This window comes from Actinomadura graeca (assembly GCF_019175365.1).
In the GTDB taxonomy this organism is placed as follows: Bacteria; Actinomycetota; Actinomycetes; order Streptosporangiales; family Streptosporangiaceae; genus Spirillospora; species Spirillospora graeca.
Window position 1 is genome coordinate 932737 of record NZ_CP059572.1, and the last position, 13944, is coordinate 946680.

The 13944-nt window shown below is 74.7% G+C and carries 11 protein-coding genes; 1 reads left to right on the top strand and 10 read right to left on the bottom strand.

All coding sequences use genetic code 11. From position 1 onward, the window contains the following. Positions 1 to 79 precede the first annotated feature (79 nt). The 10 genes from AGRA3207_RS04550 to AGRA3207_RS04595 all read right to left on the bottom strand — a co-directional run bounded on the left by AGRA3207_RS04550 (position 80) and on the right by AGRA3207_RS04595 (position 12997). Positions 80 to 1321 carry a carbohydrate kinase family protein gene (locus AGRA3207_RS04550; RefSeq protein WP_231333288.1) on the bottom strand — a complete coding sequence of 414 codons (1242 nt, stop codon included), beginning with the start codon at positions 1319 to 1321 and terminating at the stop codon, positions 80 to 82. 202 nt (positions 1322 to 1523) lie between these two features. Beyond that, positions 1524 to 2894, bottom strand: coding sequence for a 6-phospho-beta-glucosidase (locus tag AGRA3207_RS04555; protein ID WP_231333289.1), 1371 nt, complete (start codon positions 2892 to 2894; stop codon positions 1524 to 1526). Next, positions 2891 to 3652: a DeoR/GlpR family DNA-binding transcription regulator gene (locus AGRA3207_RS04560; protein WP_231333290.1), complete on the bottom strand. Its 762-nt coding sequence runs from the start codon at positions 3650 to 3652 to the stop codon at positions 2891 to 2893. Before AGRA3207_RS04560 ends, AGRA3207_RS04555 begins: the two co-directional genes overlap by 4 nt. Positions 3653 to 3881: 229 nt before the next feature. Further along, positions 3882 to 5189, bottom strand: a complete 1308-nt coding sequence (locus tag AGRA3207_RS04565) for a phosphodiester glycosidase family protein (protein ID WP_231333291.1) — start codon at positions 5187 to 5189, stop codon at positions 3882 to 3884. Between the two features lie 157 nt (positions 5190 to 5346). Further along, positions 5347 to 6036: a response regulator transcription factor gene (locus tag AGRA3207_RS04570; protein ID WP_231333292.1), complete on the bottom strand. Its 690-nt coding sequence runs from the start codon at positions 6034 to 6036 to the stop codon at positions 5347 to 5349. Positions 6037 to 6103: 67 nt separating this feature from the next. Further along, the gene (locus AGRA3207_RS04575; protein WP_231333293.1) at positions 6104 to 7420 is read right to left on the bottom strand and encodes a cation:proton antiporter; all 1317 of its coding nucleotides are present in this window, start codon (positions 7418 to 7420) and stop codon (positions 6104 to 6106) included. Between the two features lie 12 nt (positions 7421 to 7432). Beyond that, entirely contained in the window at positions 7433 to 8758 is a 1326-nt protein-coding gene (locus AGRA3207_RS04580; RefSeq protein ID WP_231333294.1) for a cytochrome P450, read from the bottom strand. Continuing rightward, the gene (locus AGRA3207_RS04585) at positions 8752 to 9816 is read right to left on the bottom strand and encodes an alpha-hydroxy acid oxidase (RefSeq protein ID WP_231333295.1); all 1065 of its coding nucleotides are present in this window, start codon (positions 9814 to 9816) and stop codon (positions 8752 to 8754) included. The genes AGRA3207_RS04580 and AGRA3207_RS04585 overlap by 7 nt, the downstream gene beginning before the upstream one ends. Beyond that, on the bottom strand, positions 9813 to 11387 hold the full coding sequence (locus AGRA3207_RS04590; RefSeq protein ID WP_231333296.1) for an NAD(P)-binding domain-containing protein: 1575 nt from the start codon (positions 11385 to 11387) through the stop codon (positions 9813 to 9815). The genes AGRA3207_RS04585 and AGRA3207_RS04590 overlap by 4 nt, the downstream gene beginning before the upstream one ends. 71 nt (positions 11388 to 11458) lie before the next feature. Continuing rightward, complete coding sequence (locus AGRA3207_RS04595) at positions 11459 to 12997, bottom strand: class I adenylate-forming enzyme family protein (RefSeq protein ID WP_231333297.1); 1539 nt, start codon at positions 12995 to 12997, stop codon at positions 11459 to 11461. A 124-nt stretch (positions 12998 to 13121) separates the two neighbouring features. Between AGRA3207_RS04595 and AGRA3207_RS04600 the strand changes: the two genes are divergently transcribed. Next, complete coding sequence (locus tag AGRA3207_RS04600; RefSeq protein ID WP_231333298.1) at positions 13122 to 13832, top strand: sulfotransferase family protein; 711 nt, start codon at positions 13122 to 13124, stop codon at positions 13830 to 13832. Positions 13833 to 13944 lie beyond the last annotated feature (112 nt).

Below are 13944 nucleotides of genomic sequence, written 5' to 3' on the forward strand. Positions count from 1 at the left end.
TTCTTCCTGCTACTGCGTTGTTCCGGTCGTGCGCCGCCCCCGGGCCGTGCGCCGCGCCGGTCCGCCCCCGTCCCCGTCCCTAGGACGGCCGCGGGGGGTCGGCCCGGAGGGTGGGTTCGGCCCGGACGACGGTGTCGGTGGCCGAGTCGGGGATGTAGTCGACGACGAAGGCGTACTTCTCGAGCTCGGACTCGGGGACCTCGCCGGACTCGCCGAACGCGGCGATCTCGCCCCAGCACGGGGCGCCGAGCGAGCCGCTGCGGTGCCGGACCGACAGGCCCGCGCACAGGTTGGCGAACCGCAGCCGCTCGGCGAGCGGCAGCCCGGCGAGGGTCCCGAACAGGAACCCCGCGCCGAACACGTCTCCCGCCCCGGTCGCGTCGAGGGCCTCCACGGGCAGCGCCGGGGTCTCGGCGACCTCGCCCGTCCGGGAGTCGATCGCGATGGCGCCGTCGCCGCCGCGTTTGACCACCACCACGGGGACGCGCCCCGAGAGGACGCGCGCGGCCTCCTCGGGCGAGCCGGTGCGGGTGTAGGCCATGGCCTCCACGGCGTTCGGCAGGAACACGTCCACGTGCTCCAGCCGGTCCAGGACCTCGCTGGACCACGTCTCGGTCGCGTCCCAGCCGAGATCGGCGAACACCGTCGTGCCCGACCTCCGCATCTCCCTGGCCCAGCCCGGCACGGGGCGCTCGATGTCGACGAAGCAGGCGCGCGCGGGAGGTGGCGGGGAGCCGAGCACCGCCCCCGTGGCGCCCGCACCCCCCGCACCGCCGGCGAGACCCGCGACCGCGCCGGACGAGAGGTCCGGCATGGGCTTGGCGTAAGTGACCATGCTGCGGTCGGAGTCGTAGGCCAGCGACACCGTGACCGGCGTGGGCCAGCCCGGCACCCGCCGGGAGTGGCCGAGGTCGACGCCCTCCTGCTCGGCGAGGGTCCGCCACAGGTAGGCGCCGAACAGGTCGTCGCCGAAGGGGGCCGCGAGGCCGACGCGCAGGCCGAGCCGGCTCATCGCGACCGCGATGTTGGCGATACCGCCCGGCGCCGACCCGAGCCCGTCGGTGAACAGCTCGGTGCCGGGCGGCGGCAGCCCGGGCAGCCCGGTGAAGATCATGTCCATGAACACCTGGCCGGACAGGAAGACGTCCAGGCCGGGCGAGGCGCCGGTGTCGCCGGCGCGGCGGAGCAGCTCGCCCGCGCGGCCGCGCTCGGCGCACGGGTCGGCGAGCGACGGCTCGGGCGCGCGCCCGGCGGCCTCCTCCCGTGCGGGCTCCGCCGCGTCCGTGCGGGGCGGGGCCCCGTTCAGGATCTCCGCCGTCATGACGCCGCCGCGGCGCACGCGAGGCGGCCGGAACCGCCCTGTCCCTTGTGGGGGGACGACCCCCCACACCCCCCGGAACTGCCCTGTCCCTTGCGGGGGGACGACCCCCCACACCCCCCGGAACTTCTGGGGGCGCCGGTGATCGATCGTCTGGTCATCATGCGCTCCTGTCGGGGGGTCGGGGCCGGGGGGCGGGCGCGGGTCACCTGCCGCCTCCGGGTGTGAAGACCGCCGCCACCTCGGGGACGCGGTCGATGTAGCCGTCGAGCAGGCGGCGGCCGACCGACACCGAGTCGACCAGGGGATGCAGGCCGAACGCCTTGACGGCGTCGGTCCGCGACCCGGTGAGGGCGGCCGAGACGGTCAGCCGCTCCACCGCCTTCACCTGCTGCATGAGGCCGGTCTGGTGCAGGTCCGGCTGGTCCAGGACGAGCGGGTGGATCCCGTTGGCGTCCACGGTGACGGGGACCTCGACCACGGCGTCCGCGGGCAGCGCGGCGACGGTCGCGCCGTTGCGGACGTTGAGGATCATCGTGGCGGGCTCGTTGCGGCTGATCGCGGCCATCACGCTGAGCGCGACCCCGGCGTACCCCTCGTCCACCGGGTCCACCCCGGCGTGGCCGTCGAGCGCCTGCCCGGTCTCCGCGCCCTTCATCTCCGCCATGTAGCTGGCGCTGCGGGAGGCGACGGTCTCGCGCCACAGCCTCAGCGCCGCGCCGCCGGACGCCGCCGCGATCCGCTCGTAGAACGCCTCCTGCTGCGCGGCGAGGAACTCGCCGCGGGTCCGCGGCGCGTCGAGGGTGGCGCGCACCGCCTCCCGGTTGAAGTAGTAGTAGTACAGGTACTCGTTGGGGATGACGCCGAGGTCGCGCAGCCACTCGCGGCCGAAGACGACGCCCTCCTCCAGCGAGCCGAGCAGCGCGTCGTCGGCGAGCAGGCGGGGCAGCACGTCCACGCCGTCGTGCAGGATGCGGCGCATCCAGCCGAGGTGGTTCAGGCCCACGTAGTCGAGCTGGAGCCGCGCGGGCTCCAGCCCGAGCGCGGCGGCGACCCGCGTGCCGAGCCCGGACGGGGTGTCGCAGACGCCGAGCACGCGGTCCCCGAGGACGCCCTGCATCGCCTCGGTGATCATGCCGGCGGGGTTGGTGAAGTTGATGACGTAGGCGTCCGGGGCCAGCGCCTTGACCCGGCGGGCGATGTCGACCATGACGGGGATGGTGCGCAGCCCGTAGGCGATGCCGCCCGGCCCGGTGGTCTCCTGCCCGAGGACGCCCAGGTCGAGCGCGATGCGCTCGTCGCACACGCGCCCGGCGACGCCGCCGACCCTGACGGCGGCGAAGACGAAGTCGGCACCCTCCAGCGCCCTGTCCAGGTCCGTGCCGGTGCGGACCGCCGGCGCGTCCGCGACACCCTCGGCGAGCGCGGCGAGCACCGCCGCCATCGCCTCCAGCCGCCCGGGGTCGGAGTCCTGGAGCCGGACCTCCTCGATGCGCGGGGAGCCGTGGTCGTGCAGCAGGGCCTGGTACACGTAGGGCACCCGGAACCCGCCGCCGCCGAGAATGGCCAGCTTCATGCGATGAACACCTTCCCGCCCGCCTGCCGGCAGAGCCCGAGAGTCCGGGGGTCGGCGCCGGGCGTGGTGACCAGCGTGTCGATCTGCGCGAGGGAGCAGACGCGCAGCGACCCGGTGCCGGGGAACTTGGCCTCGCCCGCGACGAGGACCACCCGGTCGGCGGCCTCGATCATGGCCCGCTTGAGCTGCGTCTCGATCTCCATGTCGTCCACGACGTGGCCGTTGGGGCGGACGCCGGTACAGCTCAGGAAGACCAGGTCGGCGCTGACCTGGCGCAGCGCCGCCTCGGTCAGCGACCCGACGAGCGAGAGGTAGTTGCGCCGCACGACGCCGCCGAGCAGGCACACCCGGACGGCGTCGTCGTCGCGCAGCTCGTCGAGCACCGCGAGGTTCGCGGTGATCACCGTGACCGGCCGGCCGCGCAGCCGCCGCGCGATCAGCCGGGTGCTGGTGCCGATGTCGAGGACGACGACCATGTCGTCCTCGACGAGGGAGGCGGCGCGCTCGGCCACCGCCTCCTTCTCGGCGCTGTCGCGCTCCGCCGACGCCGCGAAGGAGATCTCCGGTGACGCCGCCTGCGGCGACAGTGCCGCTCCCCCGTAGGTCCGGACGAGCTCGCCGTTGCGGTCCAGCACGTCGAGATCGCGGCGGATCGTCGACTCGCTCACCTGGAGGGTCGCGGCCAGCTCGCGGACGGAGGCGGCTCCCTTGGTGCGCACGGACGACACGATCTGCGCACGACGCTTGCTCGATGTCACGCAGGCGAACGTAACACTTCTGCATGACTTCGGTCATCAGTCGCGGCGGATGTGATCGAAGTCCGTCAATCACCGCTCTGACGTGCACGGAGTCGGTCAGCGGGCCGTCGGAGTCAGGGTTACGCGTCAATCGTGGGAACGTTCCAATTACACGCGGAGCGCCCGCGGCCGACCCGGTCCGGGTGATCTGTCAGACGGGCCCGTCAACCCGGGGGCCGGGACGCCGAGGTCACGATCCGGTGAAGACGCCGATGCCGTTGGCGACGGCGCGCTCGGAGCCGTCGGACGGCGCGTTGCGCACGGTGACGGCGGGCTCCTCCTGGCGGCGGGCGGCGAACGTGGTGGAGCCGCCGCCGTCGAGGTTCACCCCGTCGTCCGAGCCCGTCTCCTCCAGGAGCCCGGCCATCTCCGCGACGGTCAGGCCGCGGCTCTTCGCCGACCGGCCGTCCACGACGAGCAGGTAGAAGCGGCGGCCGCCGTCGCCCACGCCGGCGGCGGTCCGCGGGGCGGGGCCGCGCGGGTCCAGGCCGTCGAGCGGCTCGCCGCCGCGCAGGATGGCGAAGCCGCCCACGGCGAACCGGAGCCCCTCGGCCTTGGTGAACCGGTAGCGGACGCCCACGCGCCGCCCCTCGGCCAGCTCCCGCAGCCGGCCCGCCGCCTTGCCCCGCCCGACCAGGACGGTCGTGCCGTCCGGGATGGCGCCCTCGCCGACGGTGTCGGACACCTTGACCACGACGCCGCTCCGCACCGTCACCTCGGCGGTGTCGGTGTCGCACGGGTCGTCGCGGCGGGTGTCGCTGCCGCAGACGGCGCGGCGCCGCGACACCGTGCCCCACGCGCTGGTGAACGCCCCGGCGGCGTCGTCCGGCAGCGCGTACTGGTTGAGCCCGCGCAGCGGGATCGTGGTGTCCCCGGCGCTGATCGTGCCGCTGAGGCGCAGGCGCGCGACCCGGCCGCGGCGGTCGGCGCCGACCCCGATGACGTCCTCACCGGAGGTGCCCGGCGGCAGGGCCGGGCCGAACCGCTGCCCGTCCGGCACGGCGGCCTTGCGCGGCTCGCCGTCGTCGATCTCGGGGCCGGACGCGGCCCCGGTCGCCGGCACGCCCGGCCGGGTCTCGCTGATGTTGAAGAAGTCGCCGTTCACCCCCGCCAGGGCGTGCTGCGCGTCCGCCATCCGTGAGACGGTCCGGCGGGAGGCGACGGCCGGGGGGCGCAGCAGGCCCACGCGGACGCCGGGGGCGCGCAGATCGACCTCCAGCAGGTCGCCGAGCACCGGCCCGCCGGACCCGGACGTCTCGAACGTCTTGAAGACCACCCCCGGCGCCAGCCGGGTCGTCGAGGTGTAGCGCGGCGGTGCCACGACGACGGGCCCGGCCGGGGCGCCCCCCGACCGCCTCTCCGGCCGCTCGCCCGATCCGGCGCCGTCGGGCCCGGGACGGCCCGGCCGCGGCGGCGACCCGGCGGCGGCGCCGGGGACCGCCGCGACCAGCACGATCGTCGTCCCGGCCGCGAGCACGGCCGCAATCCTCGTCACCACGGCAACGCCTTTCACAGCAGAAACAGGACCTGCTGATAATGACGCGCGAAGGGTGAAGGCGTGGTGGGTTCGGTATCAACAAATGTTGACGATTCGCCCCGGAACCGGCCCACCCGATCCGCCAGGCCGGCCGTTCTCGCGGCGTTTCACCTGATCATCACAGTTCGCCCATGCGGTAGCCGACACCGCGCACGGTGTGCACGACGCCGTCGCCCAGTTTGCGGCGCAGATAGTAGACGTAGGTGTCGACGATGGACTCCGTCCGGGCGCCGTCGAAGACCCGCTGGCGCAGCGCGGCGCGCGTGTGCACCTGCCGGGGGCGGGTCACGAGCGCGCGCAGCAGCCGGCATTCGCGGTCCGACAGCCGCACCTGCTCGCCGCTCGGCAGGCCGACGACCCGGCACTCGGCGTCGAACCAGCCGGCGCCGAGCGGGAGCAGCCACGCCAGGTCCAGGTTCCGGCGCAGCAGCGCCCGCACCCGCGCCAGCAGTTCGTCCACCTCGAACGGCTTGACCAGGTAGTCCTCGGCGCCGGCGTCCAGCCCGGCGACCCGGTCGGCGACCGCGCCGGACGCGCCGAGCACCAGCACCGGGGCGGTGACCGCGCGGCGGCGCAGCCGCAGCACCAGCTCGATCCCGTCGGCGTCCGGCAGCCCCCGGTCGACGATCATCGCGTCGTGGCCGCGGCTCAGCGCGAGGTGCAGCCCGCGCTGGCCGTCGGCGGCGAGGTCGACCGCGTACCCCTGCGCGGCGAACAGGCCGGTCAGCGTCCGGCCGAGCTCGCCGTCGTCCTCGACGATGAGCAACCGGTGTGCGGTCCGGCCGGCTTGGGCGGGTAGCGCGGCCACGACGCCACCGTCGCACCGCGGCGAGGGAAGCTCCATAGCGGAGGGCAGATGTGGACAATTTTGGTGATCATTGAACCGGAACTCCGAGGGGAACGTCTTTTTCCCTCTGCTCAAGCCTCTCCGGGAGGGCCAGCTTGTAAAGCGGAAGCGCCCCCGCCGTGGTGATGACCGCCACGAGCACGAGCATGGCGAACAGCTCACGGGTGATCATCCCCTGGGCCAGCCCTATGTTGATGAAGATGAGGATCATCAGCCCGCGCGCGTTCATCAGCGCGCCGACCGCGTACGACTCGCGGCGGCCGAATCCGAGCGAGCGCATCGCCAGCGAGCAGCCGAAGTACTTGCCCGAGAACCCGGCCGCCATGATCAGCAGCAGCGCGAGCAGCATGGTGCCGCCGGTGATGCCGCCGAGGTCGGTGTTCAGGCCCGAGAAGGCGAAGAAGACCGGGAGGAGCAGCGTCGAGACGACGCCCATCATCCGCTCGTGCAGCGCCCTGCGGAACGCCGCGTCCCGCGGCATGGCCAGGCCCGCGACGAAGCCGCCGAACACCGAGTAGACGCCGATCCAGTCGGTGAGCCAGCCGCCGACGAGCGGGACGAGCACGGCGGCGTACATCATCGTGGGGCCGAACTCGCCGGTGCGGGCGAACTCCCTGCCGAGCGGGCGCAGCAGCCGCGAGACGACGAGCAGGGTCACCGCCGCGAACACCACCGCGAGGACGATGGTGCGCACCGCCCCGCCCATGCCCGAGCCGAGGTGCAGCGCCGACAGGACGGCCAGCAGGCACCAGGCGAGGGCGTCGTCGACGGACGCGGCGAGCAGCGACAGCCGCCCGAGCGGGCTGTTCTCCAGGTTCCGCTCGTACAGGATCCGCGCGAGCATCGGGAACGCGGTCAGCGACAGCGCCCCGCCGACGAACAGGGCGAACTGGAGCCGTGGGACGTCGGCGCGCGACAGCGTCCCCCACAGCAGGGCGCCGGTGACCATGCCCAGCAGCAGCGAGGGCAGGACGCCCGACGCGGCGAGCACCGCCGCCCGGCGTCCCTCGCCGGGCGGCGCGGCGGCGTGGTCCATCCCGGCGCCGACGAGGAACATGTACAGCGTCAGCCCGATCGTGCTCAGGACGTAGAGGACGGGCCGGGCGTCGGCGGGGAACACCGCCTTCTGGGCGTCCGGGAACAGGGCGCCGAACAGGGTCGGGCCGAGCAGGACGCCCGCGACCATCTCGCCGAGGACGCGCGGCTGCATCATCATCGTCGCGAGCCGCCCGCACACCGCGGCGGTGATCAGGATGACCGCCAGCGCGGGCAGCACGTCGAGGACCAGGGCCAGGTTCGCGTCGGCCGGCGCGGCCAGGACGGCGGCGGGGGCGGGGGTGTCCATGCGCTCCTCCACTCACGAGGGGTCGGGGTCGAAGTGGCGTCCGCACATCCGCCGCCGCCGCGCGTCCCGGACCATGTAGGTCCCGAGGACGAGCTGGACGAGGCTGCGCCAGACGTCCTCCCAGCGGTCGCGCAGCCGCATGAGCAGCAGCGCGGGACGGTGCGGGCGCGTGTCGCCGCGCGGGACGAGCAGGCACGGCCCCCGGTTGGGCATCGACCGGGTGTGCGAGGCGGACGAGACGAGCGTGTGGCGGCGCAGGACCTCCCGCGCGGCGGCCCGCATGGTGATCGGCGCGAGCCGCCAGGCCGGGCACGGGCGGTTGGCGGCGACGCCGAACGGGATGTGCCTGAGGTCGCGGTGGCGGGGCGGGGCGAAACGGTCCGGGTCGAAGCGGCCGGGGTCGGGGAGCCCGGCGCGGTGGTAGTCGGGGTAGTTGAAGCACAGCACCGATCCGGACGGGATCGCGGCGCCGCCGCCGAGGGGGATGTCGGCGGTGGTGATGCGGTGCGCGACGCCGAACAGCGGGTAGAGCCGCATCGTCTCCGCGATCAGCTGGTCGAGCCGCCGGTCGTCGCCGGTCCGGGCCTCCTCCTGCGCGCGCGGGTGCTGCGCGAGGACCATCAGCAGGTGCGCCATGGCCTCCGACATCTGGACGACGGCGGTGTTGAAGAACGTCCCCTGGAGGTACAGGGCGCGTTCTTCGTCGGGCAGCCCGGCGGGGAGCGGGCACCGCACGTCCGGCAGCCGGGCCGCGAGGTAGCGGGTCAGCCGGTCACGGCGGCGCATGTGCCGCAGCCCGCAGCACTTGAGTGCGGTGACGACGTCGTCGGCGTGGCCGACGATCAGGTCGCGCGCGCCGCGCGGGCACGGCTCGCCGAAGACCGTCTCGTAGTAGAACGCGGCCCACACGGGCATCATCAGGTCCCGCAGCCGGACGTGCGCGCGCACACCCGTGTCGTCCAGGACCTCGGCGACGCAGCGGCGGGCGAGGCCCTCGGCGTCGGTGCGCCGGACGGCGAGGAACCCGCGCGTGGCGGCGGCGACCGCCTCGTAGCGCTCCCCCGCCTCCAGGTGCTCCTGGTGGACGTGGGGGCCGGGGGCGAGCCAGTACCAGAACAGGTCCGAGAGGGCGGCGCCCTTGCTCCGCCCACCGGCGGCGGGGTGGGAGTAGACCTCCATGAAGCGCTCCACCCCGACCAGGTCGCCGGGCACGGGGATGCCCTCGTCGCCGTTGATCCGGGCGAACAGCCGGACCCGCAGGGCGACGACCCGGCCCGGCAGCCACCACGGCAGGCTGAGCACGGCCGCCAGCACCGCCGCGGCCGCCGGGATCAGCATGCGCGCCGCACCAGGTCCGGGCCGACGTCGGCGGCGGACGCGCAGCCGCACAGGGTGAGCGCGTCCGCGACCTCGGCGCGCAGCAGGCCGAGCACGCGCGCGGCGCCCCGCTCGCCGTCCGCGGCGAGGCCCCAGAGGACCGGGCGGCCGACGGCGACGGCGGCGGCGCCGAGCGCGAGCGCCTTGACGACGTCGGTGCCGCGCCGGACGCCGCCGTCCAGCAGCACCGGCACGGCCCCGCCCGCCGCGGCGACGATCTCGGGGAGCATGTCGGCGGTCGCCGGGAGCGAGTCGAGCTGGCGGCCGCCGTGGTTGGACACCATCAGCGCGGCGGCGCCGTGGTCGAGCGCCGGGCGCACGTCGGCGGGGTTGAGGACGCCCTTGAGGACGATCGGCAGGTCGGTCATCCCCCGGAGCCGGGCGATGTGCCCCCAGCCGATCTCCGGGGACATCACGATCGGCCGCACGCGCGTCCCGTCGCGGAGGTTCTCGCAGTTCAGGCCGTCGGGGAGGTCGTCGAAGCCGTGCCGCAGCTCGCGCTCGCGGACGCCGCGGGCGGGCGAGTCGACGGTGACGACCAGCGCCGCGCAGCCCGCGGCCTCGGCACGCCGGACGATCGTCTCGGTGAAGCGCATGTCCGGCTGGACGTAGAGCTGGAACCACAGGACGGCCCCGGGCGCGGCGGCGGCCACGTCCCCGACCGCGACGGTGGCGGCCATGCTGACGATCATGATCGTGCCGGTGGCGGCCGCGGCGCGCGCGGTGGCGCGCTCGCCCTCGGGGTCGGCGAGCCGGTGGAAGGCGGTCGGCGCCACCAGCACCGGCATGCCCGCCGGGCGGCCGAGCAGCGTGACGCCGGTCCGGGCGGCGCCCGCGCCGCGCAGGACGCGGGGGAGCAGCGCGAGCCGCCCGAACGCGGCCTCGTTGGCCCGCAGGGTGGCCTCGCCGCCCGCGCCGCCCGCGAAGTAGTCGTAGTGCGCCGGGTCCAGGCGGGCGCGCGCCGCCGCCTCGAAGTCGCGCGGGGTCGCCGGGGACCGCACGCCGGCCACGGCGGTCACACCGCCGCCGGGGCCAGGTGCCGGGCGAGGAACGCCCGGAGCGGTGCGACGTGGACCTCCTCGGACGTCCACTCGTTCTCCAGGTTCTCGGTGACGTGGTGGACGGTCGGCGGCGCGCCCGCCCGGTGGAACCGGACGACCGGATGCAGGTAGTGGCCCTCGTGCGCGCGGTTCGCGTCGCTCTGGGAGATCCGCCCGACCGAGAGGTCGAACGGGTCGTGCCTGTCGTGGTCCGGCCCGTACTCCAGCGTGATCGCGAAGTGGCCGTCCGCGCCGTCGCCGAGCGGGGGGCCGGTCAGGCCGGCCGGCACTTCCTCCAGGTAGCGGGCACCGCCCCGGCCGTCGAGGGCGATGACGTCGGCGAGGACCCCGAACTGCTGGAACAGCGCCGACGACCGGTTGACGCGCTCGATCACCGCCGCCGCGAGCGGCCCGGGGCCGGCGGGCAGGTCGCGGGCGGGCCACGCGACGCCGTGGTGGCGGAGCTCCAGGATCCGGTGCAGCGCGCGGACGCCGTAGCGGAAGCCGTGGATGAACCCGCTCGTGCCCCGCTTGAAGTCCCGTGACTGCGTCAGCGTCCCGGCGAAGTACAGGCCGGGGACGTTGACCGACTCGTACGCGGGCGTGAGCGCCGGGAACCGGTCCTGGATCGCCAGCTCGGGACGGCAGCCCTCGCCGAAGATCGAGGCGTCCATCCGGAAGCCGGTGCAGACGATCACCCGGTCGTAGGGGATGTCCTTGGTCACCTCGTCCGCGCGGACGAACGCCACCGTGACCAGGTACGTGCCGTCCGGCCGCCGCTCGATGCGGCGCACGTCGCCGTCCAGCACGGCGTTCTGCGACTTGAGCTGGTAGGTGTCGAGGAAGTCGTTGTTGACGGCGCGCAGGTGGCCGACGAAGTGCGTCCGCCACGCCAGCCGCAGTGACCGCGGCCCGGCGACGTGGACGACGGCGGCGGTCTCGATGAGGTTGCCGGCCGTCTCGAACGCCGAGTTCCCCTTGCCGATGACCAGCACCCGCCGGCCGGTGTAGTCGGACGGGTCGGTGGGGGCGGTGCCGTAGAGGTCGGCGGTCTCGACGCCGGGGATCGGGGGGACGTTCGGCAGCCCGAACCCGGTCGCGACGACCAGCCGCCTCGCGGTGTGGGTCCCGCCGCGCTCGTCGGTCACCCGGAAGGGGCCCGCCGCGCCGTCGCGTGTGATGTGCGCGGCGCGGGTGCGGTAGGCGATCCGGGGGCAGTGGGTCCCGGCGAAGTCGGCGAGGTAGCGGACCATGTCCTCGGCGTCCGGGAAGTACCGGTCGCTGTAGCGGGTGAACAGCAGCTCCGGGTCGTCGGACAGGAGGGAGTTCCAGTCCATCCGGAGGTTCAGCTCGGGATCGGCGGTCCCGGTGTGCTTCTTGTTGATGGAGATCAACCGGCGGTGGCGCGGGAACGTGGTGAAGAACATGCCCGGCCTGGCGCCCGCCTCCAGGACGAGGTGGCTCCGCCCCGCGCGTTCCAGGAAGTGGGCGAGCTGCAGGCCCGCGGGGCCTGCTCCGATCACCAGGTGGTCCAGCGGCTCGTCAGGCACGGCACCCCTCCGTCACGGCGATGTGGTTGAAGCGACAACGGCCAGCGTGACGGGCGATTCTCAGAGTTCGATCAGAGCAGGCGCAGCAGCGCCCGCTTGTCCGGCTTGCCGCTCGCGGCGACCGGCACGGACGGCACCACCGTGACCGTCCGGGGCACGCTGCCCGCCCCCAGCTCGGCGCGGACCCGGACGGCCAGGTCGCCGCGGTCCGGGGTCCGGCCGGGCACCGGGACGACGAACGCGTGGACGGCCTCGCCGGTCTCCTCGTCGGGCGCCCCCACGACGTAGGACTCCATGACGTCGGGGTGGGCGGCCAGGACCCGCTCGACCGGCCCCGCGTACACGACCATCGCGTCCACCATGATCACGTCGCGGGCGCGGCCGGTGAGATGGAGGTACCCGTCGGCGTCGACGTGGCCGAGGTCGCGGGTGGCGAGCCACCCGCCGCGCAGGGTCTCACAGGTCTCCTCCGGCCGTCCCCAATATCCGGTCATCAGGTAGGGGCCGCGCACGTGGATCTCCCCGGTCTCCCCCACGCCGAGCCCGCGGCCCGCCGCGTCCCGGACGGCGATCTCGACGCCCGCGTGCGGACGGCCGACCGAGGCCGCCGCGCCGGGCGGGCCCGAGGCGAGGTCGGCGGGGGTGAGCAGCGAGATCGAGCCGGCCTCGGTCTGGCCGTATCCCTGGTAGACGACGGGGCCGAGACGCCGCGCCGCCTCGGCGAGCCTGCCGGGGGCGATCGGCGACCCTGAGACCAGGAGCGCCCGCAGGCTCGACACGTCCGCCGGGGCGTCCCGCAGCGTGTCGAGCATCCGGCACAGCCGGGGCACGGTCACGATCGAGCCGGTGATCCGGTACCGCTCGATCGCGTCCGGGAACAGGGGCCGCCCGTCCTCGCCGGGGATGACCGCCGTGCCGCCGCCGAGCACGCACAGCCCGAGGAACTCGAAGACGACCATGCTGGCCAGCGTCCCGAAGAGCAGGTAGCGGCCGAAGCCCGCGGCCATCTCCGCGGCGACGGGGCTCCACGCCGCGGGCTGCCAGGCCCAGTGGGCGCCCAGCGCCCGGTAGGTGAAGGCGCACCCCTTGGGACGTCCGGTGCTGCCGCTGGTGAAGGCCAGGAGGGCCACGTCGTCCGGACGGGCGAGCACGGCGGGCGGGGCCGCCCCGGCGGTGGCGCCGGGGTGCGCCAGGAGGTCGTCCGCCCCCGGGACGGGCCCGAGCGACAGCACCGGGCCCGCCCGCGTCGGCTCCGGCGCCGCCGTCGACGGGTCGACGACGACGGCGTCGACGTCCATGCCGAGCACGTGGGCGAGATGCGCGGCGGGGTACCCGGGCCGGACGCCGACGACGCGGCAGCCCAGCGTGTGCGCGGCGATGTGGGCGGCGAACGCCTCCGGCGACACCGCCGTCCGCACGGCCACCCCCGATCCCGGCCCGAGCCCGGCGTCGCGCATCGCCGCCGCCACCCGCCCGATCGTCTCCAGCAGCGCGCCGCGCGAGACGACGCGTCCTTCGTGCTCGAACGCGGGGCCGCCCGGGTTCCGCCGGAGGGCGTCGAGCACCTGCTGCGGAAAGACCGGCCGCGTCCGCGCCGTCTCGGTGACCATGGCCCGTCCCCTCTCCGTGCGCCGCTTGCCCGGCGCAGCGGACCGTCGTACAACCGTCGTGTCGACGACGAAGCTAGGCGGCGCGGATGAGAGCCCGATCAGAACGGCGGGGAGGGACCACGGCGTGAAGGTGATCGGCGCGGGCTTCGGCCGGACGGGCACGGCGTCGCTGAGGGCGGCGCTGGAGACGCTGGGGCTCGGTCCCTGCTACCACATGCACGTCGTCATCGACGAGCCGTTCCGGGTCGGCCACTGGTTCGACATCGGCGAGGGCCGTCCGCCCGACTGGGACGAGGTGTTCGCGGGTTTCCGCTCCACGGTCGACTGGCCCGCGGCCGCCTACTGGCGTGAGCTCGCCGCGCACTACCCGGACGCCAAGGTCGTCCTGACCGTCCGGGACCCGGAGCGGTGGTACGAGAGCGCCGACGCCACGATCTTCGCCAGGGAGCGCGCCCGGCAGGGCCGCCGGCCGCTGCGCCACCGGGTGCTGCAGCGGCTCGCCGAACGCCGGTCCCCCGGCGTCGCGCTCTACCCCCGGATGCACAAGGCGATCATCAGCGACGGCGTGTTCGGCGGACGCGCCGGGGACCGCGCCCACGCGATCGAGGTCTTCCGCCGGCACACCGAAGAGGTGAAGGCCGCGATCCCGCCCGGGCGCCTGCTCGTCTACGAGGTGCGGGAGGGCTGGGAGCCGCTGTGCGCGTTCCTCGGCGTGCCGGTGCCGGACGAGCCGTTCCCCCGGGTGAACGACCGCGAGGAATTCCGCCGCGGGCGCAGCCGGCGGCTCCTGCGCCTCATCCTCGGCCGTCGGTCCGGCGTCCACGCCGCCTCGTAGGCGCCGACGGACCCGGAGACGCGCAGCCTTTGGCGAACAAAGCAGAACGATATCGAGCACGATAACACTGGCCGGTAACCGTGGAACGCCTTAACGATGTTCGAATCGATCA

What these genes read in the sequence shown, in the direction of transcription:
- AGRA3207_RS04550 (WP_231333288.1), bottom strand. Translation starts at nt 1,321, where the DNA reads ATGACGGCGGAGATCCTGAACGGGGCCCCGCCCCGCACGGACGCGGCG.
- AGRA3207_RS04555 (WP_231333289.1), bottom strand. Translation starts at nt 2,894, where the DNA reads ATGAAGCTGGCCATTCTCGGCGGCGGCGGGTTCCGGGTGCCCTACGTG.
- AGRA3207_RS04575 (WP_231333293.1), bottom strand. Translation starts at nt 7,420, where the DNA reads ATGGACACCCCCGCCCCCGCCGCCGTCCTGGCCGCGCCGGCCGACGCG.
- AGRA3207_RS04580 (WP_231333294.1), bottom strand. Translation starts at nt 8,758, where the DNA reads ATGCTGATCCCGGCGGCCGCGGCGGTGCTGGCGGCCGTGCTCAGCCTG.
- AGRA3207_RS04595 (WP_231333297.1), bottom strand. Translation starts at nt 12,997, where the DNA reads ATGGTCACCGAGACGGCGCGGACGCGGCCGGTCTTTCCGCAGCAGGTG.